The organism is Actinoplanes missouriensis 431 (assembly GCF_000284295.1).
In the GTDB taxonomy this organism is placed as follows: Bacteria; Actinomycetota; Actinomycetes; order Mycobacteriales; family Micromonosporaceae; genus Actinoplanes; species Actinoplanes missouriensis.
In genome coordinates this window covers 7961524-7987102 of sequence record NC_017093.1, presented here as the reverse complement: position 1 = coordinate 7987102, position 25579 = coordinate 7961524, and the positions used below count along the sequence as shown (strand labels likewise).

Here is a 25579-nt window from a genome sequence, read left to right as displayed (position 1 = left end):
GACGGGAATACTAGGCTCTGCAATTCGTCGTCGACGGTTCGCGCGGCGTGGCTTTGAAGGGAAGACCCGTGACCTACATCATCGCTGAGCCCTGCGTCGATGTGCTCGACAAGGCATGCATCGAGGAGTGCCCGGTCGACTGCATCTATGAGGGCAACCGGATGCTCTACATCCACCCCGATGAGTGCGTCGACTGCGGTGCCTGCGAGCCGGTCTGCCCGGTCGAGGCGATCTTCTACGAGGACGACGTGCCGGACCAGTGGAAGGACTACACGAACGCGAACTACGAGTTCTTCGAGGACCTCGGTTCGCCCGGTGGCGCCTCCAAGGTCGGCAAGATCGACAAGGACGCCACGTTCGTGATCGCCCAGCCGCCGCGCGGAGAAGGGCACTGAGCGCTCTGTCGTCGGCCCTGCCGGACTTCCCCTGGGACCTGCTGGAGCCGGCCAAAGCGATCGCCGCGGCCCATCCGGACGGCATCGTGGACCTCTCGGTCGGCACCCCCGTCGACCCGGTCCCGCCGGTGGTCCGGCAGGCCCTCGCGGACACCTCGGACACGCCCGGTTACCCGCTGACCGCCGGCACGCCACGGCTGCGCGCGGCGATCGCGGGCTGGCTGTCGCGTGCCTGCGGCGCCTCCGGTGAGCTGGGCGTGCTGCCCACGATCGGGTCCAAGGAGTTGGTCGCCTGGCTGCCCACGCTGCTCGGGATCGGTTCCGGTGACGTCGTGGTCATCCCGTCGGTCTGCTACCCGACGTACGAGGTGGGCGCCCGCCTGGCCGGCGCCGAGGTGATCCGGTCCGACTCGCTCACCGCGCTCGGCCCGGACCGTCGGGTCAAGCTCATCTGGATCAACTCGCCGTCCAACCCGACCGGCAAGGTGCTCCCCGTCGAGCACCTGCGCAAGGTGGTGTCGTGGGGGCGCGAGCGCGGCGTGGTCGTGGCGAGCGACGAGTGTTACGTCTCGCTGGGCTGGGAGACCACCCCGGTCTCGGTGCTGTCCGACGAGGTGACCGGTGGCGACTACACCGGTGTGCTCGCCGTGCACTCGCTCTCCAAACGCTCCAATCTGGCCGGTTACCGCGCCGGGTTCGTCGGCGGCGACCCGGCCCTGGTCGGTGAGCTGCTGGCGGTGCGCAAGCACGGCGGCATGATCGTGCCGGCGCCGGTGCAGGCGGCCATGGTCGCCGCGCTGGAGGACGAGGCGCACGTGGCCGAGCAGCGCGGGCGGTACGCGTCCCGTCGCGACACCCTGCGGTCCGCGCTCACCAAGGCGGGCTTCGCGATCAGTCACTCGGAGGCCGGGCTCTACCTCTGGGCCACCCGCGACGAGGACTGCTGGACCACTGTCGACCGACTGGCCCGGCGCGGCATCCTGGCCGCGCCCGGCGCCTTCTACGGCCCGGCGGCGGCCAAGCACGTGCGGATCGCCCTGACCGCGACCGACGAGCGGGTGGCGGCCGCGGCCGACCGGCTCGCCGAGCCGTTCTGAGGTCGAGCGTGGAGCGCTCGCCGGTGATCGTGGCCCGGGGCGAGGCCGTCCGTGAGGTGCCGCCCGAGATCGCGGTCGTCCACGTGCGGACGGCCGCGAAGGGCCGCGACCGGGAGTCCGTTCTGGAGCGGCTCGCCGAGCGCTCGGCCGCGATCACCGCGGCGCTGGACGGGTTCGCCGCCGCGATCGAGCGGCGGGAGACCACCGGCCTGCACGTCCACCCGCAGACGAAGCGGCGCGGCGAGGAGATCGCGGCCTATCACGGCAGCATCGGTACCCAGGTCCTGGTCACCGACTTCACCGTGCTCGGCGACCTGATGCTGCGGCTGGCCGCCGAGGAGCTGACCACCGTCGACGGGCCGTGGTGGCAGCTGCGGCCGGGCAGCCGGGCCGGCGCGGAGGCCCGCCGCGCCGCGATCACCGACGCGCTGTCCCGGGCCGCGGAGTACGCGTCGGCGGTCGGCGCCGAGATCGCCGAACTCGTCGAGATCAACGACGGCGGGGCCGGGCTCGACGACGGCTACACCCCGGTGGCGTTCGCGGCCGGTGGCGCGCGGGCGCGCGGCGCGGAGAGCGGGCCGGCGCTCGATCTGGAACCGGAGGCGCAGACCGTGCGCGCCCAGGTCCGGGTCACTGTCACCATCAGCCGACCCATCCTGCCGGGCCGTCCCACCAGCACCTGATCCCGCGATTCGGCGAACGCGCGGCGAGGCCGTCGGACAGACTCGGCAGCATGCGCACGGGCCTCGGGCACCTGTTGCTGCGAGTGGCGAACGTGAATCCCCGGAGTGTGACGACGCACTCGGATCGCGTCCTGTACCGCTCGATCGGTGTCTTCATCATTCTGTACTTCGGTTATGCGACGGCCGGTGGCGCCGCGTTCATCGACGCCAGCACCGGTTACGCCCACCCCTGGTACCAGTGGGTGGTCGGTCCGCTGGTGGCGATCGGGGTGGTCGCGTACGACCGGACCGTCGTCGGCCGGGTGGCGGTGAACTACGAGCGGCTCGACTCGGCCGACCCGCGGCACCTGCTACGCCCGCCGACGCCCGGCCTCTACCTGGGCAGGGTCGGCCTGGCGCTGCTCTTCGCGGTGGTGGTGACCGAGCCGCTGATGCTGGCCCGGTACCGCGGCGAGATCGACGCCCGGCTGGCCGAGGTGCACAGCGGGCAGATCAGCGCGCTGGACGCGAACGGGCCGGCGGCCGGCTTCACCACGGCTCTGGCCGCGCTCCGCGAGGACACCGCCCGCGAGGACGCCGAGGTGCGGGCGCTCACCGGCCGTGCGGAGGTCAAGCGGGACGACGCCCGGCTGCTCTACCGGCAGGCCCTCGCGGACTCGGCGGGACGGGGCGTGACCCGCAGCCCGGGTTGCCCGCCCGGCGGGTACTGCCATCACCTGGTGCAGCGGTCGCGGAGGCTGGACGACCAGGCCGCCGCCCTGGACCGGCAGGCCGCCGCGCTGCAGCGGGACCAGTCGGCGGCCCGGGTGGCGCGCGCGGCCGAGCAGTCCCGGCTGACCGAGCTGATCCGTTCCGAGCACGCCGCGAACACGGCGGTGGTCCGGGGCGACTCCGGGTTCGGCGCCCGGACCGCGGCGATGTGGCACCTGATCACCGCGGACTTCTGGGGGATCGGCGTCTTCTACTTCGGCATCGCGCTGCTGCTCGTCGCCCTGGACTGCGCGGCGATCGCGCTGAAGTTCGTCTCCCGGGGCAACGCCTACGAGCGGGCCGAGGCACGTGCGGCCCGGCTGCGCGAGCACGAGGCGTCGCTGATCCACGAGCGCGAGGTGCACGACGCCCGCACGTACGGCGACGCGACCGCCAAGGTGATCGCCGACGGGATCGAGGCGGCCAGCCACGACGACCAGCTGGTCCGGGCCGCCACCGAGCACGCACGGGCGGTCCTGCACACCGCCGTCGTGGTGGACCCGGCCACGATGGAGACGCCGGTACGAAGGCCCCGGATCAGCGCCTGAGCATCGCCCAGACGGCCCCGGATCAGCGCCTGAGCATCGCCCAGACGGCCCCGGATCAGCGCCTGAGCATCGCCCAGGCCGCCCCGGCGAGGGCCACCCCCGCCGCGCCGGCCAGCAGACCGTGGTGCTGCGACGCCCAGAGCTGCAGGCTGCGGTTCTTCGCCTGATCGTCGAACTCGCCGTGCGCGCCCGCGTCCGGCCCGTCCCGCCCGTCGGCCGGGGACCAGAGGTTGACCGGCTGGTCCGGGTCGTGCGGCTGAGACGTCTGCTGGCTGTCGAAGCCCTGCCGGGCCAGGTACCTGTCGAGCAGGCCGGGTGCCACGGCGTTCGCGGCCAGGGTGAGCGCGGTCGAGCCGCCGACCCAGTACTCCCGGCGCTTCGGGTGGTCGGCGGCGTAGAGCACCGCCCGGGCGGCGAGTTCCGGCTGGTAGATCGGGGGCACCGGCTGGGCGTGCCGGGGCAGCCGGGACAGCACCCAGCCGAACTGCGGGGTGTTGACGGCCGGCATCTGGACCATCGTCACGTGCACGTTGCGCTTGTCGTGGAGCAGTTCGACACGTACCGATTCGGTGAAGCCCTGCACCGCGTGCTTCGCGCCGCAGTAGGCGCTCTGCAACGGGATCCCCCGGTAGGCCAGCGCCGAGCCGACCTGGACGACCACGCCGCGGTCACGCGGGATCATCCGGGACAGCGCGGCGCGGGTGCCGTGGACGTACCCCAGGTAGGTCACCTCGGTGGTCCGCGCGAACTCGTCCGCCCCGATCTCCAGGAACGGCGCGAAGACGCTGGAGAACGCGTCGTTCACCCACAGGTCGATCGGCCCGAGCTCCTTCTCCACCCGGTCCGCGGCGGCCTCCACCGCTGCGGCGTCGGCGACGTCCACCACGATCGGGAGGGCGGTGCCACCGGCGCGGCGCACCTCGGCCGCCGCGGCTTCCAGGCCGTCCTCGCCGCGTGCGAGCAGTGCCACGGCGTCTCCGCGTGCGGCAAGTCCACGGGCCACCGCCCGTCCGATTCCGGCGCTCGCGCCGGTCACCACCGAGATCCGCGTCATGCCACAGTGATTGACCGGATCGGGGCCGGGAAAACCTGTGGCCCGCCGCCGGCTGGGTGCCGGGCCGGGCTTGCCGAGACCATCAGCGCCGTACGGCCTGAGCCCGCATCGGCACGATGATCGTCGCGCCGCGGCACGCGGCCGGACCACCGGCCCGCATCGAGACGGCGCCGGGCAGCACGAACGCCCCGACGGTGTTCTTCGGGACGTCCCAGGCGACCGGGAACACCTCGCGGCTGACCGTGACCCGCGGCGCCGAGCAGCCGGCGTCGCGGTGCGCGTCGTCGGCCGTGGCAGGCCCGGCGCCGGGCCGGATCGCGGTGATCCGGATCGGCACCGGATGCTGGTTGGTCACGGTGACGGTGAGGTTGCCGGAGCCGTCGGCGGTGAGCGTCTGCTCGGGGTCGGAGGTGCCGCTGAGCGCGAGCTCGAACGGGGCGCCGCCGGTGGCCGGGCCGGCGTCGGCGACCGGTTCGTCGCCGGGGCCGGTGAACCGCCAGTACGCCCAGGCCGCGCCGGCGTTCGCGAGAAGGGCAGCGACGGCGGCGGCGGTGAGGATCATCCGGGCCCGGCGGTCGAACCGCCGCCGGGGTGAGCCGGGGCGGTGCACCTCCCAGGTGGGCTCCTCGTGGTCCGCCGGATCGAGTTCGATGCCCGGCTCCGGCGGCTTGCCGCGGGACCAGTCCCGGTGCGGGTCGCCGGGCCCGCGGTTGGGCCGGGCGCCGCTCTCCCGGAAGGTCGTCAGGACGTCGCGCCGATTCACCGGACGGCCTCCCCGGCGGCCGCGGGTGGTGCGCTGCGGTGGGACATGCGGCTCGCTCCTTCTCGAAGGCCCGTGACTCGACGACCGGTGACGCGGCGGCACGTGGAATGTGCCGTGTCGGCGCTCATCCAACGTTCCCCGATGGAGATGTCCGATGTGATCGGTTTTCCGTACGCCCTTCCAGTGCATAAATCGGACAGGTGTGGCCATACGGTTTAACCCACCTGAGTGATGACATCGCACGACGCCGTTGCGTGGGCAGGCGATTCCGGTCAGCCGGAACCGCGTCATCCAGCCCCGACGGCCGGGTAACGACGAGCCGCGACGCCCGCCGGGCTCAGACCGCGAGCGGCCGCTCGGCGCGCAGCAGGAACCGGTGCGCCCGAGCCGTGAACTCTCCTCGCGCCCGGATCAGCGCGCCGAGCCGGGCGAGGGCCCGTTCATATCGCTCGGGGGTGAAGTCGCGGATCTGCCAGGGAACCGTGCGCAGCTGGTGGACCACCGCGGTGATGTCCCGGAAGGTCACCGGCGGGTGCTCCTCGCGGACCTCCGTCACGCGCAGGCCGGCGGTCTGCAGGGAGGCGGCCGCGACCTCGGCGTCCCACCGGCGGGGATGCGGTGGCGGGGCGCCGAGCGCGACGTTCAGATCGGCCAGGTCGTCGCTGCCGACCTGCTGGGTGAGCAGCACGCCACCCGGCTTGAGCAGGCGGGCGATGTCCGGCGCGGGCAGCCGGCCGTGCCGGCTCAGGACCAGGTCGAACTCGTTCTCCCCGGCGGGCAGCTCGGTGCGCACGGGCACGCCGAACGGGCTGAGCCGCGCCGCCGCGGCCGGGGTGTTGCGGGCCCAGCTCTCCACCGCGACGGTGTGCGGCGGCAGCGGCGCGAGCTCGGCGAGCAGCTCGCCGCCGCCGGTGTCCAGGTCGAGCACGCTGGCGGAACGGCGCAGCAGCGGGCGGGCGAGTTCCGGGTACGACCAGGACGGCTCGGACTCCACGGCCAGCCCGTCCAGCCAGGCGAACTCCCACCCGGTCATGGAGGCGCCGGTAGCCGCGGCGTTGAGATCTTCCCCCTGCCGGTTGCTGCGCACCCGGGAAACGTAGCCGGGCCCGCGCCGGAACAGCGACTCGATCACGGGTCCCTTGCGGTACCGGTGCCGGACTGTGTCTGAACGGTTACCAGCGGCGCTCTGACCAGGGACGGGTGCCCAGCACGGTACGGTCAGGGACGCACCGGCATCAACAGTGAGAATCGGGTGTCGTCGCCCGCCACCCGGACCGCGAGCGGCCGCAGCGGGCCGTCCAGCTCCAGCACCAGCTGACCGGGCCCGCCCGCGTCGAGCGCCTGCAGCAGGAACTCCCGGTTCACCGCGACGTGCGCGTCCCGGTCCGCCTCCCACTCACCCTCGGTGCCCAGGCGCAGGCTTCCCGCCGGGTCCAGGCCGAGGACCGAGACCGGGTACGGCTGACCGTCGTGCTCCCTCGGCACCACCGGCGCCGCCGCGAGCCGTTCGCGCAGGGCGGCCGTGTCCACCGCGATCCGGCGGGTCCCCTCCGCCGGCACCGGCAGCAGCCGCCGGTAGTCCGGGAAGTCCATCTCGATCGGCTTGCCCTCCACGATCACGTCGCCGGCCTGCGCCCGCGCCCGGTCCGCGGCGAGGTCCAGGGTGACCCGCCCGGCGGGCAGGCCGTGGATGTCGTCGGCCAGGTCCAGTGGCAGGAACCGCCGGGCCGGCGGACCCTCCACCTCGGCCGGGACGGTGGCGACGGCGAGCCGGTAACGGTCGGTCGTGACGAGCGTGAGCATCCCCTCGCCGGTCTCGAAGAGCACGCCCGGCGGAATCGGGTCGGTGGCGGCCGCCGCCGCGAAGCGGACCGCGTCGAGCGCGGCACACAGCGCGGTGGTGGACAGGGTCAGGCGGGTCATCAGGTTCTCCTCCAGGTCGAGCAGCGCGTGCAGACGAAGGAGCTCACGACGGGCGTCGGCCAGCCCGGCTTCCAGCCGGGCCAGGTGGGCGGCCAGCCTTCCCCGTACCCGGGAAGGGTCGGAAAGGTTTTGGACCGCCTGCGCGATGTCCGCGACCGGCATGCCCACCCGCCGCAACCCGGCGATGAGCCGGGCCGCGGTGATCTGTTCGGCGGTGTACCGCCGGTAGCCGGTCACCGGATCCACGACGGCCGGGACCAGCACGCCCGCGCCGTCGTAGTAGCGCAGCGCGCTGACGCTCAGACCACTCGCCCGCGCCGCGTCGCCGATGCCTCGTGTCTCGCTCACGGTGTCCGACCCTGGTGTCTCGACCTGCTGGAGAGTCAAGCTTGCACGATCAGCGTGATTCCCAGGGCGGTCATCACCGTGGCGATCAGGCCGTCCAGCACCCGCCAGGCGGACGGCCGGGCCAGCAGGGGCGCAAGCCGGTGTGCGCCGGCGCCGAGCGCGACGAACCAGAGCAGGCTGGCGGTGGCGGCGCCGATGCCGAACAGCCAGCGGTGCGGATGCTGTTGCGCCACCGAGCCGAGCAGCAGCACGGTGTCCAGGTAGACGTGCGGGTTGAGGTAGGTGAGCGCCAGGCAGGTGAGCAGCGTCGCGCGGAGGGTGGCGGGCGCCTGGCCGGTGGTCTCCAGCCGCTGCGGGCGCAGGGCCCGGCGGGCGGCGAGCGCGGCGTAACCGAGCAGGAAGGCGGCGCCGACCCAGCAGATCGCGGTGACCAGGCCGGGCTGCGCGTTGATCACGGCGCCGAGGCCGGCGATGCCGGCGCAGATCAGCGCGAGGTCGGAGAAGGCACAGGTCAGAACGACCGGGAGTACGTGCTCCCGGCGCAGCCCCTGACGCAGGACGAACGCGTTCTGGGCGCCGATGGCGATGATGAGCACGGCGGACGCGGCGAAACCGGCCAGGGCGGAGGTGAGCATGTCCTCGACGCTAGGTTCTCCGGCCCGTGCACTCCAGCTAAAGATTCTGACGAAGGATTAGATTTCCTTACGTGGATCAGGTGCAGCTCGCGACGTTCCAGGTCGTGGTCGAGCAGGGCAGCTTCGAGGCGGCGGCGCGGGCGCTGCACGTCACGCCGTCCGCCGTCAGCCAGCGGATCAAGGCGTTGGAGCAGGCGGTCGGTCAGGTGCTGGTGCGGCGCGGCAAACCGTGCGCGGCGACCGAGGCCGGACAGGCGCTGGTCCGCTTCGCCGGTCAGGTCGCGCTGCTGGAGCGGGAGGCGCTGGCCCGGGCCCGCGACGGCGCCCGGCTGTCGATCGTGGTGAACGCGGACTCGCTGAACACCTGGTTCCTGCCGGTGCTGACCGCCGTTCCCGGGGTCCGGTTCGAGCTGCACGTCGACGACCAGGACCACAGCGCCGAGTTGCTGCGCTCGGGGACGGCAATGGCGGCGGTCACCGCGGACGACGTGGCGGTGCAGGGCTGCCGGGTGGAGAGGCTCGGCGTGATGCGGTACCTCGCGGTGGCCGCGCCCTTCCTCGATGTGACCGATCCCGGTACCGCGCCGGTGGTGGTCTTCAACCGCAAGGACGAGTTGCAGCAGCGGTTCCTGGGGGACCTGCCGCTGCCGCCGGCGCACTATGTCCCGGCCGCGGCGTCGTTCGAGGAGTCCATCCGGCAGGGGCTCGGCTGGGGCATGATGCCCGAGCAGCACGCGCGCCCCGATCTGAAGACCGGCCGGCTCGTCGAGATCGTGCCGGGCCGGTTCCTCGACGTGCCGCTCCACTGGCAGCGCTGGAAGATCGAGTCGGAGATCCTGGAAACGCTGACGGCCGCCGTTCGCACGGCGGCCGCCCGGTCGTTACGCGTCTAGTCAGTCGTTCGCGTGCAGGGCGCTGTTGAGCTCGATGCCCGTACCCTTGCGGGGTTTCGCCTCCAGCGCGCCGGACACCGAGTTCCGCCAGAAGAGGAGATTGTTCACACCGGACAGCTCGATGGCCTTCACCACACGGCCGTCGGGCAGTGTGATCTTGGAAGCGGCGGTGATGTAGACGCCGGCCTCCACCACGCAGTCGTCGCCGAGCGAGATGCCGACACCGGCGTTCGCGCCGAGCAGGCTGCGCTCGCCGATCCGCACCTTCTCCTTGCCGCCGCCGGAGAGCGTGCCCATGATCGACGAACCGCCGCCGATGTCCGAGCCGTCGCCGACCACCACACCCTGCACGATCCGGCCCTCGACCATCGAGGTGCCGAGCGTGCCGGCGTTGAAGTTGACGAATCCCTCATGCATCACGGTGGTGCCGGCGGCGAGGTGGGCGCCGAGCCGGACCCGGTCCGCGTCGGCGATCCGCACGCCGGCCGGGACCACGTAATCGATCATGCGCGGGAACTTGTCGACGCCGTAGACGGCGAGCTGGCGGCCGGCCGCGCGCTCCAGGAAGCGCAGCTCGTCGACCCGCTCCGGCGGGCACGGGCCGGCCGAGGTCCAGGCCACGTTCGCCAGCTTGCCGAAGACACCGTCCAGGTTCAGCGCGTTCGGCCGGACCATGCGGTGCGAGAGCAGGTGCAGCCGCAGGTACGCGTCGGACGCGTCGGCGATCGGGTCGGCCAGCGACTTGATCGTGACGCGGACCTCAACCGTCGAGAGTCCGGGAAGCAGCTTCGGGCCGGTCTGCCCGGCCGGGAGCGCCGGAGCGTCGGCGGGCTCCTCGCCCAGACCGAGGTAGCCGGCCGGGAACCAGGTGTCGAGCACCTGCCCCTCGGCGGTCACGGTGGCAAGGCCGATGCCCCAGGCGGGCACAGTCGAGATCGCGGTTTCCACGACCCGAACCCTACCGGACCCCTAACGAGCCATCAGCGTGCTCGGCGACCACCGGTATGGTGCGCACATGGCCAACCCGCTTACCCCGGACGTGCTGGTAGACCCGGTCGAGCTGACCCGCGCCCTGGTCGACGTCCAGTCCGTCTCCCGCGACGAGAAGGTGATCGCCGACTGCGTCGAGGACGCCCTCCGCAGGGTCGCGCACCTGACCGTGCACCGGATCGGAAACACCGTGATGGCGCGCACCGAGCTCGGTCGCGCGCAGCGGGTCGTGCTGGCCGGCCACCTGGACACCGTGCCGATCAACGACAACTGGCCGTCCACTGTCGCCGAGGACCTCATCTACGGCTGCGGCACGTCGGACATGAAATCCGGGGTGGCCCTCGCCCTGCACCTCGCGGCGACCCTGCCCGACCCGGCGTACGACATCACCTACCTCTTCTACGAGGCCGAGGAGATCGAGTCCGAGTTCAACGGGCTGAACCTGGTCGCCGGCGCGCACCCGGAGTGGCTGGAGGCCGACTTCGCGGTGCTGCTCGAACCGACGTACGGGGTGGTCGAGGCGGGCTGCCAAGGGACGATGCGGGTGCGGGTGCACACCCGTGGCCGGCGGGCGCACACCGCGCGGGCGTGGCGCGGGGTCAACGCGATCCACGCGTTGGGCGAGGTGCTGCGGCGGCTCGAGGGCTACCACGCGCGGACCGTGACGATCGACGGCTGTACGTACCGGGAGGGGTTGAGCGCGGTCCGGATCTCCGGTGGCATCGCCGGCAACGTGGTGCCCGACGAGGCCTGGGTCGACGTCAACCTGCGGTTCGCGCCGGACCGTTCCGAGCAGCAGGCCCTGGACCACCTGCGCGAGATCTTCGACGGGTACGACCTGGAGGTGACCGACTCGGCGCCGGGCGCGCTGCCCGGACTGGACGCCGCGCCGGCCCGTGACTTCCTCGGTGCGATCGGGATCGAGCCGGCCGCGAAGCTGGGCTGGACCGACGTGGCCAGGTTCGCGGCGCTCGGCATCCCGGCGCTCAATTACGGACCCGGCGATCCGGCGCTCGCGCACGCTCCCGACGAGCACGTCGAGATTGGCAAGATCCGGGACGGGGCGGCCACGCTGTACCGCTGGCTGGCGCCCTAGCCTGGCTGAACCGTGACGCGGCCGACGGCGCGCAGCGGTATCTCCATCGTGGCCTCGGGGTCCACCGGAGGCTCGGTGTCACGTGCCGCGAAGGCCATCCGCCGTTCTTCCACCACCAGGCGGATCCGGCGCTGCATGCGGCGCTGCATCTTGAGGCGCTCGTATCGGTTGGTCACAGGCACCTGCCAGTGATTGGGGTCGGTAACAGTACAGACGTCACAGGGCTACGGTCGGTTGCTTCAATCTGGCAAAAAGGTCGGCGAGTCGCAATCCTCTTACCGAAACGCACCCGGTTATTCACCGGGTGCTGACCGTCCGCACTACCTTTGACGCATGACGGAGAGCACCAACGGGCGATCGAGTCCAGGCCCGGAGCGTCACCGTGGAGGCGTCACTCTGCGCCGCGACTCCATCCCGCCGAGCACGGCCGACGAGAAACTGCTCGACTCGCACCACCGCGGCGAGTGGAAGACGAAGGACGCCTGGCGGGCACTGCGCATCCTCTCCGAGTTCGTCGAGGGCTTCGACACCCTGGCCGACCTGCCGCCTGCGGTCAGCGTCTTCGGCTCGGCCCGCAGCAGCTCCGACAGCTTCGAGTGCGAGCTGGCCGAGAGCCTCGGCGCGGCGCTCGCCGAGGCGGGCTACGCGGTGATCACCGGCGGCGGTCCCGGCGTCATGGAGGCGGCGAACCGGGGAGCCACCGAGGCCGGCGGGATGTCCGTCGGGCTCGGCATCGAGCTCCCGTTCGAGCAGGGCCTCAACGACTGGGTCGACGTCGGCATCGACTTCCGCTACTTCTTCGTCCGCAAGACCATGTTCGTGAAGTACGCGCAGGCCTTCGTCGTGCTGCCGGGCGGGTTCGGCACGCTGGACGAGCTCTTCGAGGCGATCACGCTGGTCCAGACGAAGAAGGTGACCCGCTTCCCGGTCATCCTGATGGGCGTGGAGTACTGGGGCGGCCTCCTCGACTGGATGAAGCGCCGGATGCTCGACGAGGGCAAGATCAGCGCCATGGATCTCGAACTGATACAGGTCACCGACGACGTCGCCGAGGCGGTCCGGATCATCGTGGACGCCGACGCGGCGCTCGCCGAGGGGAAGCGCTGACGTGGCATCGGTCTGCGTGTTCTGCGCCTCCTCCACCACCCTCGAGCAGCGCTGGCTCGACCTGGCCGAGGAGACCGGCCGGGTCCTCGCCGAGCGCGGGCACGTCCTGGTCTCCGGCGGTGGCTGCGTCGGCATGATGGGCGCGGTCGGCGACGGCGCCCGGTCCGCCGGCGGCCGCACACTCGGGATCATCCCGCAGTGCCTGATGGACCTCGAGGTGGCCGATCTCGGCTCCGACGAGCTGGTCGTGACCGACGACATGAGCTCCCGGAAAAACCTCATGATCGAGCGATCGGACGCCTTCATCACCCTGCCCGGCGGCCTCGGCACGCTGGACGAGCTCTTCGAGGTGTGGACCACCGCGACCCTCGGCGTGCACCGCAAACCGATGGTGCTGCTCGACCCGGACGGCTTCTACGACGGCCTGCTGACCTGGCTGAACAAGCTGGTCGACGACAAGTTCGTCCGGCCCGCCGCGATGGAGATGATCCTGGTGGCGCGGACCGTGCCGGAAGCGGTCGGCCTGATCGAGGGCGCGCTCGCCGCCTGACCGCCCGCTGTCACACCGGGTCTTGCCCACCACGGGCTTTGACGGTGAGATTCCGATGTGGGCGCCAGGCGATTTCTCCTTCACGTGCTCGCCGGCCTGTTCGGCGCGACTGCCGTGCTGCTGCTCGCCGGCCGCTTCTTCACCGCGGCCGGCGGCGTGGCGGTCCTGGCCGTCTCCCTCTTCGCCTGGGTACGCCTGCAGGACCTGCTCTACGTCGAGCGGCCCGGCCGGGTGGAGGCCGTGGTGGACCCGGACGACGTGATCATCTGGGTGGTCCAGGCCCGGGTCGTCGTCGACGATCCGCCGTCGGCGTTCTGGACGCCCACCTCCGCGACCCGCCCGACCCGGCCGGGAGACATCGTCACGGTGCTCGTGCCCATGCACCGTCGCGGCCGGGTCCGGGTGGAGTGGCAGGCCTCCCAGCCGCCGGCGGCCGGGCCGGTGCTCCTGCTCGGCCGGTGGCGGATCGCGTTCGCCCGGCAGCACTGGATCTTCGGCCGCCCGGTCTGGAAGGACCTCACCGCCGAGGCGCTGCTGGACCTGATCGGCGAGATCATCAGCGACGGGGTGCTGGGCTGGCATCGCAGCCGCTGCGAGAAGCTGGCCGTCCCGTTGGAGTCGACCTCGGAGTTCCTCGGCCTCAGCGCCGCGTTCGACGTCAGCTGGCGCACGATCGTCCAGCGCGGCCTGCGTGACCAGACCGGCCTCTTCGACGCCACCGAACGCAGCCGGGAGGAGGCCGTACGCCGGACCTTCCGGCTGATCCTGGTCGCCCTGGCCGCGATCCCGATCGGCATCCTCGTCGTGCCGCGGCTGGTCAGCGTCGTCTGGGCCGCCCTGCGGTCGTTGTACCTGGGCTCGCTCGATCCGCTGCGGCAGTTCGCCCGATGGCCCGGATGGGTACCCGCCGACGACATGCCCCGGCCCGACCTCTGGGTGCTGCTGGCGAGCTGGGCGGTCGGTGCCGTGCTGGTGGTCGCGATCGTGAGCCGCACCGTCTCCGGCTCGGTGAGCGCCCGGCACGCCTGGCGCGCCGACCTGACGGCCGCGGTCCGATGGCGGCTGCTCGACGAGTACCGCAAGGTGGCGAACACGCAGGACCCGCCCACCCTGCAGATCCGTACCGCACCCGGTCTGGCCGCCCTCACCACCGACCAGGTCATCGCTCGGGACGAGGCGAACCGGCTGAGCGCGCTCGTCTTCGACCTCGGCGCCGGAGCGGTCGCGATCAGCGGCGCCCGCGGCGTCGGCAAGACCACCATGCTCTCGTCGCTGACCGGTCCGGAGAACGAGACCACGCTCGGCCTGGTTGTCGCGGCCCCGGTCCGGTACGAGCCCAAGGACTTCCTCCTGCACCTCTACGCCGAGCTCTGCGCGGTGGTCCTCGACCGGCTCGGCGCCCGGCAGGCGCCCAGCCGGCTGCGGCGCGTGCTGGGGCGGGTCCGGCGGGCGCTGGCGGCGGTGATCCTGACCGCCGCCGTGGTCTGCGCGCTCGCCCTGGTCTTCCCCGGCACCCGGGAGTGGTTCACACAGCGGTACCCGCTGCCGCAGCTCCCGTGGACCTGGGCGCTCGCCGCCACGACGCTGCTGGTCATCGCGGTCTGGGTGCGTGGACCGCGGCCGGCGACTGCTGTCGCGCTGGCCGCCGAGGCGACCCGGCGGCTGCGGCAGACCCGGTACCTGCAGACCGTCTCCACCGAGCGCAGCGCCGGCCTCGGGCAGTCGTCGATGCAGGCCGGCTGGCGGCGCGCGCGGCAGTGGGCGGAACAGCCGCACACCCTTCCCGACGTGGTGCAGAGCTATCGGCAGTTCGCCGCCGACGTCGCCGACTGGTGGCGGTCCGAGACCGGTGGGCGCGGCAAGCTCCTGATCGGCATCGACGAGGCGGACCGGATCGCCGACCCGGCCGCCGCCGAGCTGTTCGTCAACGAGATCAAGGCGATCTTCGGCGTGCCGCACTGCGTCTACCTGGTCTCGGTCTCGGAGGAGGCGCTCGCCAACTTCGAACGGCGGGTGGTGCGGATGCGCACGGTCTTCGACAGCGCGTTCGACCACGTGATCCGGCTCCGGCCGCTGACCCTGCGGGAGTCGGTGGACCTGCTGCGGCACCGGATCGCCGGCGTGCCCGACCGGGCCTGGGTGCTCTGCCACAGTCTCGCCGGTGGCATGCCGCGCGATGTGCTCCGGACGGCCCGCAACATGATCGACGTACACCGGTCGTCGCACGGTCCGAGCTCGGTCGACTACCTCGCGCACCACCTCGTCGAACTGGAGGTGCAGTCGGTCAAACGCGGCTTCCGGCTGCACACCGGCGACGAGCCGGACCGCAAGCTGAGCGAGCTGCTCGCCGACCCGGAGTGGCCGGGCGGCACCGGCGCCGAGCTGCGCGCCGCAGCCGAGGGGCAGCTGTCCGGCGGCGGATCGGCCACCGCGATCGGCGCCGCGCTGCTCTACTACGCCACCGTGCTCGACCTCTTCACCGAGCGAGCCGACCTGGTGGACGTCTGGGACGGCCAGGACGCGGAGTCCGGCGAGCCCGAACTGATCACCGAACTCGCCCGGGCGCACAGCCTGCTCGCGGTCGATCCTGCGGTCGCCGTGGCCCAGCTCCAGCGGATCCAGGCGTACCTCGCTGACGAAGAACGTCGTACCGGCGTGCTCTCATAGATGCCGTGAGCACGCCGGTCCCCCCAGCCCCGGTGCGCCGGCCGGCCTATCGCCTGGTCCGGCGTCCCCGCCCGGCCGTGCCCGAGCTGCTGCCCGACCCGGTGCAGGGCGGGGTGGCCGCGCACACCCGCGGCCCGCTGCTGGTCATGGGCGGCCCCGGCACGGGCAAGACCACGGTTCTGATCGAGTCGGTCGCGGCGCGGATCGCCGAGGGGGTCGACCCGGAGCGCATCCTGGTCCTCACGTTCGGGCGCCGTGGCGCGGCGGCGTTGCGTGACCGGATCGAGGCGCGGATCGCCGGGGTGGCCGGCCGGATCGTGCACGAGCCGCTGGTGCGGACCTTCCACGCGTACGCGTTCGGCCTGCTCCGCCGGGCCGCGGCCGAGCGCGGTGAGCCGTCGCCGCGTCTGCTCACCGGTCCCGAGCAGGACCTGATCATCCGGGAGCTCCTGGCCGTCGCGGGCGAGGCGTCCCCAGCTCCCGATTCATCCGGGTCCGGGCCGTCCGGTTCCGGTTCGGCGGGTTCGGGTTCGTCAGGTTCCGGTTCGGCGGATTCTGTTTTGTCGGGGTCCGGGCCGTCCGGGGATGATCCGATCGGCTGGCCCGAGGAGCTGCGGCCTGCGCTGGGCACCCGTGCCTTCGCCCAGCAGCTGCGTGACCTGATGCAGCGCGCCGCCGAGCGCGGCGTCGGCCCGGTCCGGCTGGCCCAGCTCGGCGAGCAGCTCGGTCGCGACGACTGGCCGGCGGCCGCCCGCTTCCTCCGGGAGTATGTGGCGGTTCTCGCCCTGCGCGACGTCACCACGCGCGGCTCGACCGCCTACGACCCGGCGGAGCTGGTCCGCGCCGCCTCCGGCCTGCTCGCCGACGAGCCCGACCTGCTGGCCGCCGAGCGCCGCCGCCTCGACTACGTCTACGTCGACGAGCTGGCCGAGGCCGACCCGGCCCAGCTGGAGCTGCTCTCGCTTGTCGCCGGCGGTGGCAAGCCCCTGGTCGCGTTCGCCGACCCGGACTCGTCGGTCTACGGCTTCCGCGGCGCCGACCCGTCGCTGGTCGGCGAGTTCCCGGCACGCTTCCGCACCCCGGCGGGCGCGCCGGCGCCCACCGTCACCCTGCACACGAACTACCGCGTCGCCGCCCCGCTGCTGGCCGCCACCGGTCGCGTGGCCCGCCGCATGCGAGGCCCGATCAGCCACCGGGCGATGTTCCCCCCGCCCGCCGAGCTCCCGCCCGACCGGGTCGACGACGTTCACCATGTCGCCGGTGCGTCCGGTGCGTCCGGTGCGTCCGGTGCGTCCGGTGCGTCCGGTGCCGGTGTCGGTGGCGACGGGGACGGGGACGGGGACGGCGGGGAGGTGCTGGTTCCGGAGGCGGTCGTGCGGACGTTCCGGTCGCCGGCCGCCGAGACCGCCTACATCGCCCACGCGCTGCGCGAAGCTCACCTGCTGCACGGGATCCCGTGGTCGCGGATGGCCGTGGTCATGCGGTCCACCTCGTTGCAGCAGCCGTCGGTGCAGCGGGCGCTCGCCGCCGCCGGGGTGCCGACCGTCACGCTCGCCGAGGACCTGCCGCTCCACCTGCAGCCGGCGGTGGCGCCGTTCCTGCTGCTCCTGCGATGTGCGCTCGATCCCCGGGTGCTCGACGAGGAAGCGGCGGTGGCGCTGCTGCACTCACCGCTCGGCGGCGCCGACCCGCTGGCCGAGCGACGTCTGCGCCAGGGGCTCCGCGCGCTCGCCCTCGCCGCGGGTGACCGGCGGCCGTCCGGCGAGCTGCTGGTCGACGCGGTGCGTGACCCGGCAGGGCTGGACATGGTCGAGCGACGCTGGGCCCGTCCGGCGAAAGCGCTGGCCCACCTGATCGACGTCACCCGCAAGGCCGCTGCCGAGCCGGGCGCCAGCGCGGAGGACGTGCTCTGGGCGGTGTGGCGGGCCAGCGGACTGGCCGACAGGTGGTACGCGATGAGCACCGGCTCCGCCCCGATGCCCGATCACCGGGAGGCGGGCCGGGCCCGGCGCTGGCGTGCCGAGGCAGCCGACCGTGACCTGGACGCGATGGTGGTGCTCTTCGACGCGGCGGCCCGGTTCGTGGACCGGCTGCCCGGTGCCCGCACCGAGACGTTCCTGGAGCACGTGCTCGCGCAGGACCTGCCGGCCGACTCGATCGCGCCGAGCGCCGACCGGGGTGACGCGGTCCGGCTGCTCACCGCGCACGCGGCGAAAGGCCTGGAGTGGGACGTCGTGGTCCTCGCCGGTGTGCAGGAGGGCATCTGGCCGGACCTGCGCCTGCGCGGCAGCCTGCTCGGTTCGGAGCGCCTGGTCGACGTGCTGGCCGGTCGTCCCGCGTCCGGCCCGGCGGCGGTCGCCGGGGAGACGTCGGCGCTGCTCGACGAGGAGCGCCGGCTGTTCTACGTGGCGATCACCCGGGCCCGGCGCCGGCTGGTGGTGACCGCGGTGGCCTCGGCGAGCACCGGCGGCGGCATGGGCGGCGAGGAGCAGCCGAGCCGGTTCCTGACCGAGCTGGCGACGGCCGGCCCGGCGACCGGCCCCGGCGCGGGACCTGCGGGACCTGCGGGGCCCGGGGGCGGCCCGGACACCCCACCGCCGGACGACCCGCCGGAGCCGGACCCCTGGGACACCGGCCCGCCCACCGACCCGAACACCCCGGACGCCGACCCCGAGGACGCGGGCATGCCCGACGTCGGCGCGCAGGTCGCGGACCCGATGGACGCGAGCACCCAAGACGGGGGCATGGAGGAAGCGGAGCGGGCCGCAGCGGAGCCCAGCGGTCGTGAGGACGTGGAGCCCGAGGACGCGGGTCCTGAGGACGTGGAACCCGGCGACGCTGAGGATGCTGAGCTTCCGGTCGGGCGGGCGCCCCGGGCGCTGACTCTCGCGTCGCTGGTGGCCGAACTCCGTACCGTCGTGGTGTCGGAACGAGAAACGCCGAGCCGGCGGCGCGCCGCGGCGGCCGAGCTCGCGACGCTGGCCGCCGCCGGTGTGCCGGGAGCCCATCCGGACGAGTGGTGGGGCCTGCGCCCGCTCTCCGACGACCGGCCGCTGATCGACGAGGGTGACGCGGTGAAGGTCACGCCCTCCTCGATGGAGAGCGCGCTCCGCTGCAGCCTGCGCTGGCTGCTGGAACGGCACGGTGGCGCGGCCCCGGCCGGTCCCGCGCAGGGGATCGGCAACCTGGTGCACGCCGCCGCGATGCTGGCCGAGGACGCGAACGCGGACCGGGAGAAGCTGGTGGAGTACGTGAGCGCCCGGTTCGACTCGATCGAGCTCGCGGCGCGCTGGCTGGCCGGCCCGGAGCAGGAGCGTGCGCAGGGGATGGTGGACAAGCTGCTGCGCTGGCTCGCGGTGAACCCGCGGCGGCTGCTCGCGATCGAGCACGAGTTCACCGTGCGGCTGGAGGACGAGCGCCGGCCGATCCAGCTCACCGGACGGGTCGACCGGCTGGAGATCGACGACGAGGGCCGGCTCGTGGTGATCGACTTGAAGACGGGCAGGAGCACCGCGGTCTCCGGCGCCGACGTGGCGGAGAATCCGCAGCTCGCGGGCTATCAGGCGGCGGTCGAGGCGGGCGGTTTCGCGGATTACGGCAGTGACAGCGGCGGCGCGGCCCTGGTGCAGCTCGGTCCGGGCAAGGAGGCCCGCGAGCAGATGCAGGTGCCGCTGACCGACGCCACCGACCCGCAGTGGGCGTACGAGATGGTCCGGCGGACTGCCGAGACGATGGCCGCGTCGACGTTCTCGGCGGTGGCGAACAGCCGATGCCGGGTCTGCCCGGTCCGCACGAGTTGTCCCATCTCCGGCAAGGGGCGGCAGGTCGTCGAACCGCAATGAGTCAAACCACCCTCTTCAACGACGAACAGCCTCGGCCGCGGCGCCGCGCCGACTCCGGACCCCGGTACACGCCGCGCGAGCTGGCCCGGATGCTGCGCCTGCCGCCGCCGACCGCCGAGCAGGAGGCGATCATCGCGGCGCCGGTGGCCCCGCTGCTGGTGGTCGCGGGCGCCGGATCCGGCAAGACCGAGACGATGGCGTCGCGGGTGGTCTGGCTGGTCGCCAACGGGTACGCGCATCCGGGCGAGATCCTCGGTCTCACCTTCACCCGGAAGGCGGCCGGGGAGCTGGCGCACCGGGTCCGTACCCGGGTCGGGCAGTTGATCCGCCGGTTCGGCCGGGACGACGCGTTCGCCGGTGAGGCGACCATCTCGACCTATCACGCCTACGCGGCCCGGGTCGTCACCGAGCACGGCCTGCGCGCCGGTTACGAGCCGTCGGCCCGGCTGCTCACCGAGGCCGCCCGCTGGCAGATCGTGGACTCGCTGGTCCGGGCGTACACGGGGGAGATGACCGGCCTGAACCGGGCGCCGGGCACGGTCACCGACGACGTGCTCGCGCTCTCCGCCGAGATCGCCGAGCATCTGCGCACGCCGGACGACGTCTCGGCCTGGACCGGCGGGTTCTACGCCGACGTCACCGAGTTCCCGGGCCGGGTCTACAAGGACGTCGCCGACATGCTGCGCCGCCAGCAGCAGCGGCTCACTCTGCTGCCCCTGGTCCGCCTCTACCAGCAGCGCAAACTCGACCTGGAGGCGATGGACTTCGGCGACCAGATGGCCCGGGCGGCCCTGGTGGCGCGGGACCATCCGGAGGTCGGGGCGATCGAGCGCGGCCGGTTCCGGATCGTGCTGCTCGACGAGTACCAGGACACCAGCCACGCCCAGGTGACCATGCTGAACAACCTGTTCGGCGGCGGGCACGCGGTCACCGCGGTCGGCGACCCCTCGCAGTCGATCTACGGCTGGCGTGGCGCTTCGGCGGGGACGCTGGAACGGTTCGCCACCGAGTTCCCCGACCGGACCGGGCATCCGGCCTGGATCCGGACGCTCTCCAAGAGCTGGCGCAACCGCCCGGAGATCCTCGCGGTGGCGAACCGGATCTCGGCGCCGCTGCGGGCCGGGGCGGCGGTCACCGAGCTCACGTCGGCCGACCGGGTGGCCGAGGCGGTCGGCGGCCGGACGGTCACCTGCGCGCTGCTGCCGACGTACGCCGACGAGGCGGACTGGATCGCCGACTCGATGCTGACCGGGTGGCGCCTGGCCGCCGGGATGCCCAGCGCCCCGGCCGCCGAGATCCCGCTGGAACAGCGGCCCACCAGCGCGGTCCTGGTCCGGGTCCGCAGCCAGATCCCGGTGATCGAGGAGGCGCTGCGGTCCCGTGGCCTTCCGGTCGAGGTGGTCGGTCTGGGCGGTCTTCTGGACACCCCGGAGGTACGGGACATCGTCTGCACCCTGCGCGTGCTGGCCGACCCGACCGACGGCGCCTCGCTGTTGCGGCTGCTGACCGGCGCCCGCTGGCGGATCGGCCCGCGCGACCTGGTGGCGCTGCACCGCCGCTCCCGGGCGATCGCCGCGGCCCGCACCCCGCCACCCGCCGACGCCGAGGAGGCGGACGCGACCGCCGACCGGCTGGACGACGCGACGCTCGTCGAGGCGATGGCCGACCTGGGGATCGCGGCGCAGTACTCGGCGGAGGGGTACGCGCGGCTCCGGGCGTACGGGCTGGAGCTGGGCGCGCTGCGGCAGCGTCTCGACCAGCCGCTGCCGGACCTGCTCGCGGACATCGAACGGACCATCGGCCTGGACGTGGAGGTGGCGGTCCGGGGCTGGGCGGCCGGTGACGCCGGGCTGGCCCGCGCCCACCTGGACGCGCTCGGCGAGGCGGCGACCCGCTACGGCAGCGAGAACGAGAGCGGCACGCTCGCCGGCTTCCTGGCGTTCCTGGCCGCCGCCGAGGAGGAGGAGCGCGGCCTGGAGCCGGGCCAGGTCGACGTGGTCGAGGGCGCGGTGCAGATCCTGACCGCGCACGCCGCGAAGGGCCTGGAGTGGGACGTGGTAGCGGTGGCCGGCCTGTGCCGGGGTGTCTGGCCGGGCCAGTCCCGTGCCTCCGACCACTACCTGGGCGGGATCGGGGTGCTGCCGTTCCCGCTGCGCGGCGACGCGGACGGGCTGCCGGACCTGGACCTGTCCGGCGCGGAGGATCAGAAGGACGTGGCGGGCGCGCTCACGACGTTCGGCCGGGCCTGGCGGGAGCACGACGAGCGGGAGGAACGGCGGCTCACGTACGTGGCGGTGACCCGTCCCCGCCGGCTGCTGCTCTGCTCCGGGTACTGGTGGGGCGAGGGCGTGAAGCGGCCGCGCGGGCCGTCGGTCTTCCTCGACGAGATCCGGGAGGTCTGCGCCGCCGGGTCCGGTGTGGTGGACAGGTGGACGCCGGAGCCCGCGCCGGGGGAGTCGAACCCGGGTGATCAGGCGGTGGCGAGCGCGGAGTGGCCGTCCGACCCGCTGGGCCTGCGCCGGCCGGCGATGGCGGCGGCGGCCGACCTGATCCGCCGGATGATCACGGATCCGGACGTGTCGGTGGCGGAGGCATTCGCGGAGCTGGCCGAGAGCGAGCCGGAGGTGGCGGCGCGGGCCGGGGAGGCGGCCGACGCCGCGGGCCTGCCCTCAGCAGGCGACCCCGTGCATCCGGGCCGGCCCGGCGGGGCCGGTGGCCCGGCACGCCAGGACGAGGCCGATGAGGCCGCCGACGACGCCGGTGCTGTTGACGGCGACGCCGACGACGCCGGGGAGAGCGCCGACCCCGACATCGCCCGCTGGCGGCGGGAGGCGCGGCTGCTGCTCGCCGAGCGGGCCGAGCGGACCCGGCAGGACGGGCCGGCCGAGGTGGCGCTTCCGCCGCATCTGTCCGTTTCGCAGCTCGTCGTGCTCCGGCGCGACCCGCAGGCGCTGGCCCGGTCGCTGCGGCGGCCGCTGCCGCACCGCCCGGCCCCCCAGGCACGCCGGGGGACCGCGTTCCACGCCTGGCTGGAGCAGCGGTTCGGGGCGAGCCGGCTGATCGACATCGACGAGCTGCCCGGCGCGGCCGACGACGGCGCGGCCGGTGACGAGGAGCTGGCCGCGTTGCAGGAGGCGTTCCTGACCGGGGAGTGGGCCGACCGGACCCCGGTGGAGGTGGAGGTGCCGTTCGCCACGACTGTGGCCGGGGTGGTGGTGCGCGGGCGGATGGACGCGGTCTTCGCCGACGGGGACGACCGGTTCGACGTGATCGACTGGAAGACCGGGCGGCGGCCGTCGGGCACGGAGGCGGAGGCTGCGGCGGTGCAGCTCTCCGCGTACCGGCTGGCCTGGGCGACCCTCGCGGGCGTCCCGGTGAACCGGGTCCGTGCCGGCTTCCACTACGTCCGTGAGCAGGTCACGGTGCGTCCGGCCGATCTCCTGGACGCCGCCGAGCTGGCCGCGCTGATCGAGGAGGTGCCGGAGGAGTCACTCTGAGGAGTGAACGCCGGCGGCGGCCAGGAGGTGGACCAGAGCATCCGCGTACGCCTTCTCGGCGCTGGACGCCACGAAGATCTGCTCGGTGTCGAGCAGTTGAACGCGTACCGAATAATCGCCTCCCGTGCGGCGCAGCTCCCGGAACGTGCCGCCGAGCAGCTCGCGAAGTTGATCTTCGCGGGGCAGCCAGATCGCCTCGTCGAGTTCGACGTCGTCGAGCGCCCACTCGGTGGTGCCGTTGAAGCCGATGATCCGGCCTTCCGGCCGGTCGTGCACCTGGATCGTCATGTTGCTGAGCACGAACAACTCGTCGTCGAGGTCCCGGTCCGGCACCGCGAACCTGTCACCCAGCCGGGGCTTCCAGATCAAACCGGCGTCCTTGAGCTGCCGCGCCGTTTCCATACCGAGCACTTCCCGGCCTCCTCTCCCGTGATACGCTCGCGAGCGTTGTCAGTTTGGTTCCCAAGTACTCAGGAGCGCCTGTGGGGAAGTCTGCCCCAGGCGCTCTTTGTCGTAACCCGGGTTTCTCCGGTACGGGCGATCAGTACGGCGACACGAGTCCCGCAGAATGCGGGTCTTATTACCTCGTTCCCGTCCATAATGGGCAGGAACGATCGACCGTCGAGGAGACGATCATGGTTACCGGCGTTGTGAAGTGGTTTAACGCGGACAAGGGCTTCGGATTCATCACCCCGGACGACGGCGGCGCCGACGTCTTCGCCCACTTCTCCGCGATCCAGATGTCGGGCTACCGCAGCCTGGAGGAGAACCAGCGGGTTGAGTTCGAGGTGACCCAGGGCCAGAAGGGCCCGCAGGCCGCGAACATCCGCTCCGTCTGATTCCGAGCCTGATCGGCTGCCACCAGCAGCTGTAGGTCTCAACTGAAATCGGCGTCGTGCCCAGCCGGGGTGCGACGCCGATGCCGTTTCAGCGACAGCGGAAAGCCCCCGGCACGCCGAGGGCTTCACTGATCTGTTTCGGTCAGACGCCTGAAGCGTCAGACGTTTGAAGCGTCAGACGCCGGAAGCGTCGGACGCCTGACGCGCGGGCGGCAGCGGGGCGGTGCCGCCGAGGTGGGCGGGAAGCCACCAGCGGTCGTCGTCACCGGCGGGCTTCTCCGGGTACGCCTTCTGCACCGCGTCGAGGAGCCCGGTCAGCCGCTCCTTCAGCAGGGCGGTCACCGCCTCGGGCGTGGCGCCCTCCGGCACGTGCAGCGCCTCACCGATCTTGATGAGCACCGGCACGTGCCGCTTGGTCAGCTCCTTCTTGCGGCCCTTGGTCCAGAGCCGGTGCGGCCCCCAGACCGCCATCGGGATCAGCGGGACGCCCGCCTCCTGCGCCATCCGCGCCGCGCCCGATTTCAACCCCTTGACCGTGAACGACTCGCTGATCGTCGCCTCCGGGAAGACGCCGACGATCTCGCCGTTCCGCAGCGCCTCGGTGGCCTCGCGGAACGCCGCCGTGCCGGCCTTGCGATCGACCGGGATGTGCTTCATGCCGCGCATCAGCGGGCCGCTCACCTTGTGGTCGAAGACCGACTTCTTCGCCATGAACCGGACCAGCCGCTTGGACGGCTGCGCCCCCAGGCCGCAGAAGATGAAATCCAGGTAGCTCGAGTGGTTGCTGGCCAGCACCGCCCCGCCGCTCGACGGGATGTGCTCGCCGCCCTCGACCTCGATCTTCAGGTCGAGCACGCGAAACAGAGTCTTCGCCAGACCGACAACGGGGGGATACACCAGTTCCATGGCAGCACGGTAGCTGAGATTTCTGGGAAAGGCGTGGTACGGGTGGTCAATGCCGATGACCGTGCCGGGTGCCGCTACCTCGGGTGGTGTTCACTGAAGAGCATGTCGGAACGGAACGCGTGGAGCGGGTCCGGCGGGACGTGGTCGTCGGGCATGGTGACGGCTTCGGGCGTACCGCCGCTGGCGCCTGATCCACCCGCGCCGCCGGAGGCGCCCCGCCCGGATGGACCCGAGCGGCGCCGGCGGCAGTTGCGGATCTTCTCAGGGATCGCCGCGGGCATCCTGGCCGCCGGTCTGACCGTGCTGCTGATCGTGATCCTCGGCGGGGAGAGCAACCCGTTCAGCGACGAGGCGGCCGGTCCCGCCGACCTGCGGCCACCGCTGGCACAGGCCTGTCCCGCGCCGACCGGGTCCCCCAGCGGCGCGCCCACGCCGCGGCCGAGCACGGCGGCGCCGGCCACCGGGGAGCGGACCACCGACACCGAGGCCGGCATCTCCTACCGCAGGTACGGCGCGCCCTGGCAGGTCTGGGACACGGTGTGGAAAGCGGGCGCGCTGGAGGTGCCGTACCGGGTGGGACAGCACTTCGTGACCGAGGTGTACAGCGGCGGGGAGTACCACGCGTCGATCCTGTCCGGGGCGGTGCCGGCGGCCGACAACGACGCGGTCTCGCTCGACCTGGAGTGCGTCGGCCGGCAGGTGGCGGCGGACGTGCGGGCCGAGTACTACCCGCAGCCGAACACCATGGAGCCGCTCCGGGACGAGGTCACCACGCTCGGCGGGCTGCCGGCCTGGGTGAGCGAGTTCCGGCTCCGGTTCGAGGCGAACGGGCTGACCGCCACCGAGGAGCTCTCCGCGGTGGCGGTCATCGACGTCGGAAAACCAACGGCCGCGATCCTGTACGTGTCGATTCCCGGCACCCACAAACAGTTCGACTACGTAGTAGAGGAAGTCCTGAGCTCAGTCCGGCCCCTATGAACCGCAAAACGCCGGGTA

At 72.8% G+C, this 25579-nt stretch carries 22 protein-coding genes; 13 read left to right on the top strand and 9 right to left on the bottom strand.

All coding sequences use genetic code 11. The annotated features are described in order from the left end of the window. The first annotated feature begins 68 nt into the window (after nt 1-68). Genes fdxA through AMIS_RS36325 form a run of 4 tightly spaced genes read left to right on the top strand, consistent with a single transcriptional unit; the run spans nt 69 to nt 3473 of the window. Complete coding sequence (gene fdxA / locus AMIS_RS44450) at nt 69-395, top strand: ferredoxin (RefSeq protein WP_014447469.1); 327 nt, start codon at nt 69-71, stop codon at nt 393-395. Continuing rightward, on the top strand, nt 392-1492 hold the full coding sequence (gene dapC / locus AMIS_RS36335; protein ID WP_014447468.1) for a succinyldiaminopimelate transaminase: 1101 nt from the start codon (nt 392-394) through the stop codon (nt 1490-1492). The genes fdxA and dapC overlap by 4 nt, the downstream gene beginning before the upstream one ends. An 8-nt stretch (nt 1493-1500) precedes the next feature. Further along, on the top strand, nt 1501-2175 hold the full coding sequence (locus AMIS_RS36330) for an SIMPL domain-containing protein (protein WP_014447467.1): 675 nt from the start codon (nt 1501-1503) through the stop codon (nt 2173-2175). 50 nt (nt 2176-2225) lie between these two features. Further along, on the top strand, nt 2226-3473 hold the full coding sequence (locus tag AMIS_RS36325) for a DUF4407 domain-containing protein (RefSeq protein ID WP_014447466.1): 1248 nt from the start codon (nt 2226-2228) through the stop codon (nt 3471-3473). A 55-nt stretch (nt 3474-3528) separates the two neighbouring features. Here AMIS_RS36325 and AMIS_RS36320 read toward each other — a convergent pair whose 3' ends face one another. The 5 genes from AMIS_RS36320 to AMIS_RS36300 all read right to left on the bottom strand — a co-directional run bounded on the left by AMIS_RS36320 (nt 3529) and on the right by AMIS_RS36300 (nt 8196). Continuing rightward, nucleotides 3529-4527 carry an SDR family oxidoreductase gene (locus AMIS_RS36320; RefSeq protein ID WP_014447465.1) on the bottom strand — a complete coding sequence of 333 codons (999 nt, stop codon included), beginning with the start codon at nt 4525-4527 and terminating at the stop codon, nt 3529-3531. An 82-nt stretch (nt 4528-4609) separates the two neighbouring features. Continuing rightward, a complete protein-coding gene (locus AMIS_RS36315; RefSeq protein ID WP_014447464.1) occupies nt 4610-5290 on the bottom strand; it encodes a hypothetical protein in 681 nt (226 codons plus the stop codon). Between the two features lie 337 nt (nt 5291-5627). Next, nucleotides 5628-6377 (bottom strand): class I SAM-dependent methyltransferase, encoded by a 750-nt coding sequence (locus AMIS_RS36310; protein ID WP_041831625.1) that lies wholly within the window; start codon nt 6375-6377, stop codon nt 5628-5630. A 131-nt stretch (nt 6378-6508) separates the two neighbouring features. Then, entirely contained in the window at nt 6509-7561 is a 1053-nt protein-coding gene (locus AMIS_RS36305) for a DNA polymerase III subunit beta family protein (protein WP_041831624.1), read from the bottom strand. 35 nt (nt 7562-7596) lie between these two features. Next, on the bottom strand, nt 7597-8196 hold the full coding sequence (locus tag AMIS_RS36300) for a LysE/ArgO family amino acid transporter (RefSeq protein WP_014447461.1): 600 nt from the start codon (nt 8194-8196) through the stop codon (nt 7597-7599). A 71-nt stretch (nt 8197-8267) separates the two neighbouring features. On the opposite strand from AMIS_RS36300, the gene AMIS_RS36295 reads away from it, so the two are divergent. Continuing rightward, nucleotides 8268-9089, top strand: a complete 822-nt coding sequence (locus tag AMIS_RS36295; protein WP_014447460.1) for a LysR family transcriptional regulator ArgP — start codon at nt 8268-8270, stop codon at nt 9087-9089. Here AMIS_RS36295 and dapD read toward each other — a convergent pair whose 3' ends face one another. Next, nucleotides 9090-10037, bottom strand: a complete 948-nt coding sequence (dapD, locus tag AMIS_RS36290) for a 2,3,4,5-tetrahydropyridine-2,6-dicarboxylate N-succinyltransferase (protein ID WP_014447459.1) — start codon at nt 10035-10037, stop codon at nt 9090-9092. Nucleotides 10038-10104: 67 nt separating this feature from the next. Between dapD and dapE the strand changes: the two genes are divergently transcribed. Then, nucleotides 10105-11175: a succinyl-diaminopimelate desuccinylase gene (gene dapE / locus AMIS_RS36285; RefSeq protein WP_014447458.1), complete on the top strand. Its 1071-nt coding sequence runs from the start codon at nt 10105-10107 to the stop codon at nt 11173-11175. Here the strand turns inward: dapE and AMIS_RS36280 are convergent. After that, the gene (locus tag AMIS_RS36280; RefSeq protein WP_157435188.1) at nt 11172-11351 is read right to left on the bottom strand and encodes a hypothetical protein; all 180 of its coding nucleotides are present in this window, start codon (nt 11349-11351) and stop codon (nt 11172-11174) included. The two genes, dapE and AMIS_RS36280, sit on opposite strands and share 4 nt — an antisense overlap. A gap of 157 nt (nt 11352-11508) precedes the next feature. Here AMIS_RS36280 and AMIS_RS36275 point away from each other — a divergent pair, with 157 nt between their 5' ends. The 5 genes from AMIS_RS36275 (at nt 11509) to AMIS_RS36255 (ending at nt 22838) form a co-directional block, all read left to right on the top strand. After that, complete coding sequence (locus AMIS_RS36275; protein ID WP_014447456.1) at nt 11509-12282, top strand: LOG family protein; 774 nt, start codon at nt 11509-11511, stop codon at nt 12280-12282. Nucleotide 12283: 1 nt separating this feature from the next. Further along, nucleotides 12284-12832, top strand: coding sequence for an LOG family protein (locus AMIS_RS36270; protein ID WP_014447455.1), 549 nt, complete (start codon nt 12284-12286; stop codon nt 12830-12832). An 84-nt stretch (nt 12833-12916) separates the two neighbouring features. After that, nucleotides 12917-15499 carry a hypothetical protein gene (locus AMIS_RS36265; protein ID WP_014447454.1) on the top strand — a complete coding sequence of 861 codons (2583 nt, stop codon included), beginning with the start codon at nt 12917-12919 and terminating at the stop codon, nt 15497-15499. Nucleotides 15500-15504: 5 nt separating this feature from the next. Further along, nucleotides 15505-19341 carry an ATP-dependent helicase gene (locus AMIS_RS36260; protein ID WP_014447453.1) on the top strand — a complete coding sequence of 1279 codons (3837 nt, stop codon included), beginning with the start codon at nt 15505-15507 and terminating at the stop codon, nt 19339-19341. Beyond that, a complete protein-coding gene (locus AMIS_RS36255) occupies nt 19338-22838 on the top strand; it encodes an ATP-dependent helicase (RefSeq protein WP_014447452.1) in 3501 nt (1166 codons plus the stop codon). Before AMIS_RS36260 ends, AMIS_RS36255 begins: the two co-directional genes overlap by 4 nt. Here AMIS_RS36255 and AMIS_RS36250 read toward each other — a convergent pair. Then, nucleotides 22830-23240 carry a pilus assembly protein CpaE gene (locus tag AMIS_RS36250; RefSeq protein ID WP_231859436.1) on the bottom strand — a complete coding sequence of 137 codons (411 nt, stop codon included), beginning with the start codon at nt 23238-23240 and terminating at the stop codon, nt 22830-22832. The genes AMIS_RS36255 and AMIS_RS36250 overlap by 9 nt on opposite strands. A gap of 233 nt (nt 23241-23473) precedes the next feature. On the opposite strand from AMIS_RS36250, the gene cspE reads away from it, so the two are divergent. Further along, a complete protein-coding gene (gene cspE / locus AMIS_RS36245) occupies nt 23474-23677 on the top strand; it encodes a transcription antiterminator/RNA stability regulator CspE (RefSeq protein ID WP_014447450.1) in 204 nt (67 codons plus the stop codon). 174 nt (nt 23678-23851) lie between these two features. Here the strand turns inward: cspE and AMIS_RS36240 are convergent, their stop codons facing one another. Continuing rightward, on the bottom strand, nt 23852-24583 hold the full coding sequence (locus AMIS_RS36240; RefSeq protein ID WP_014447449.1) for a lysophospholipid acyltransferase family protein: 732 nt from the start codon (nt 24581-24583) through the stop codon (nt 23852-23854). 102 nt (nt 24584-24685) lie between these two features. Between AMIS_RS36240 and AMIS_RS36235 the strand changes: the two genes are divergently transcribed. Next, nucleotides 24686-25561, top strand: coding sequence for a hypothetical protein (locus AMIS_RS36235; protein WP_014447448.1), 876 nt, complete (start codon nt 24686-24688; stop codon nt 25559-25561). Nucleotides 25562-25579 lie beyond the last annotated feature (18 nt).

What these genes read in the sequence shown, in the direction of transcription:
- dapE (WP_014447458.1), top strand. Translation starts at nt 10,105, where the DNA reads ATGGCCAACCCGCTTACCCCGGACGTGCTGGTAGACCCGGTCGAGCTG.
- AMIS_RS36240 (WP_014447449.1), bottom strand. Translation starts at nt 24,583, where the DNA reads ATGGAACTGGTGTATCCCCCCGTTGTCGGTCTGGCGAAGACTCTGTTT.
- AMIS_RS36250 (WP_231859436.1), bottom strand. Translation starts at nt 23,240, where the DNA reads ATGGAAACGGCGCGGCAGCTCAAGGACGCCGGTTTGATCTGGAAGCCC.
- AMIS_RS36275 (WP_014447456.1), top strand. Translation starts at nt 11,509, where the DNA reads ATGACGGAGAGCACCAACGGGCGATCGAGTCCAGGCCCGGAGCGTCAC.
- AMIS_RS36320 (WP_014447465.1), bottom strand. Translation starts at nt 4,527, where the DNA reads ATGACGCGGATCTCGGTGGTGACCGGCGCGAGCGCCGGAATCGGACGG.
- cspE (WP_014447450.1), top strand. Translation starts at nt 23,474, where the DNA reads ATGGTTACCGGCGTTGTGAAGTGGTTTAACGCGGACAAGGGCTTCGGA.
- AMIS_RS36255 (WP_014447452.1), top strand. Translation starts at nt 19,338, where the DNA reads ATGAGTCAAACCACCCTCTTCAACGACGAACAGCCTCGGCCGCGGCGC.
- AMIS_RS36235 (WP_014447448.1), top strand. Translation starts at nt 24,686, where the DNA reads ATGTCGGAACGGAACGCGTGGAGCGGGTCCGGCGGGACGTGGTCGTCG.
- AMIS_RS36300 (WP_014447461.1), bottom strand. Translation starts at nt 8,196, where the DNA reads ATGCTCACCTCCGCCCTGGCCGGTTTCGCCGCGTCCGCCGTGCTCATC.
- AMIS_RS36325 (WP_014447466.1), top strand. Translation starts at nt 2,226, where the DNA reads ATGCGCACGGGCCTCGGGCACCTGTTGCTGCGAGTGGCGAACGTGAAT.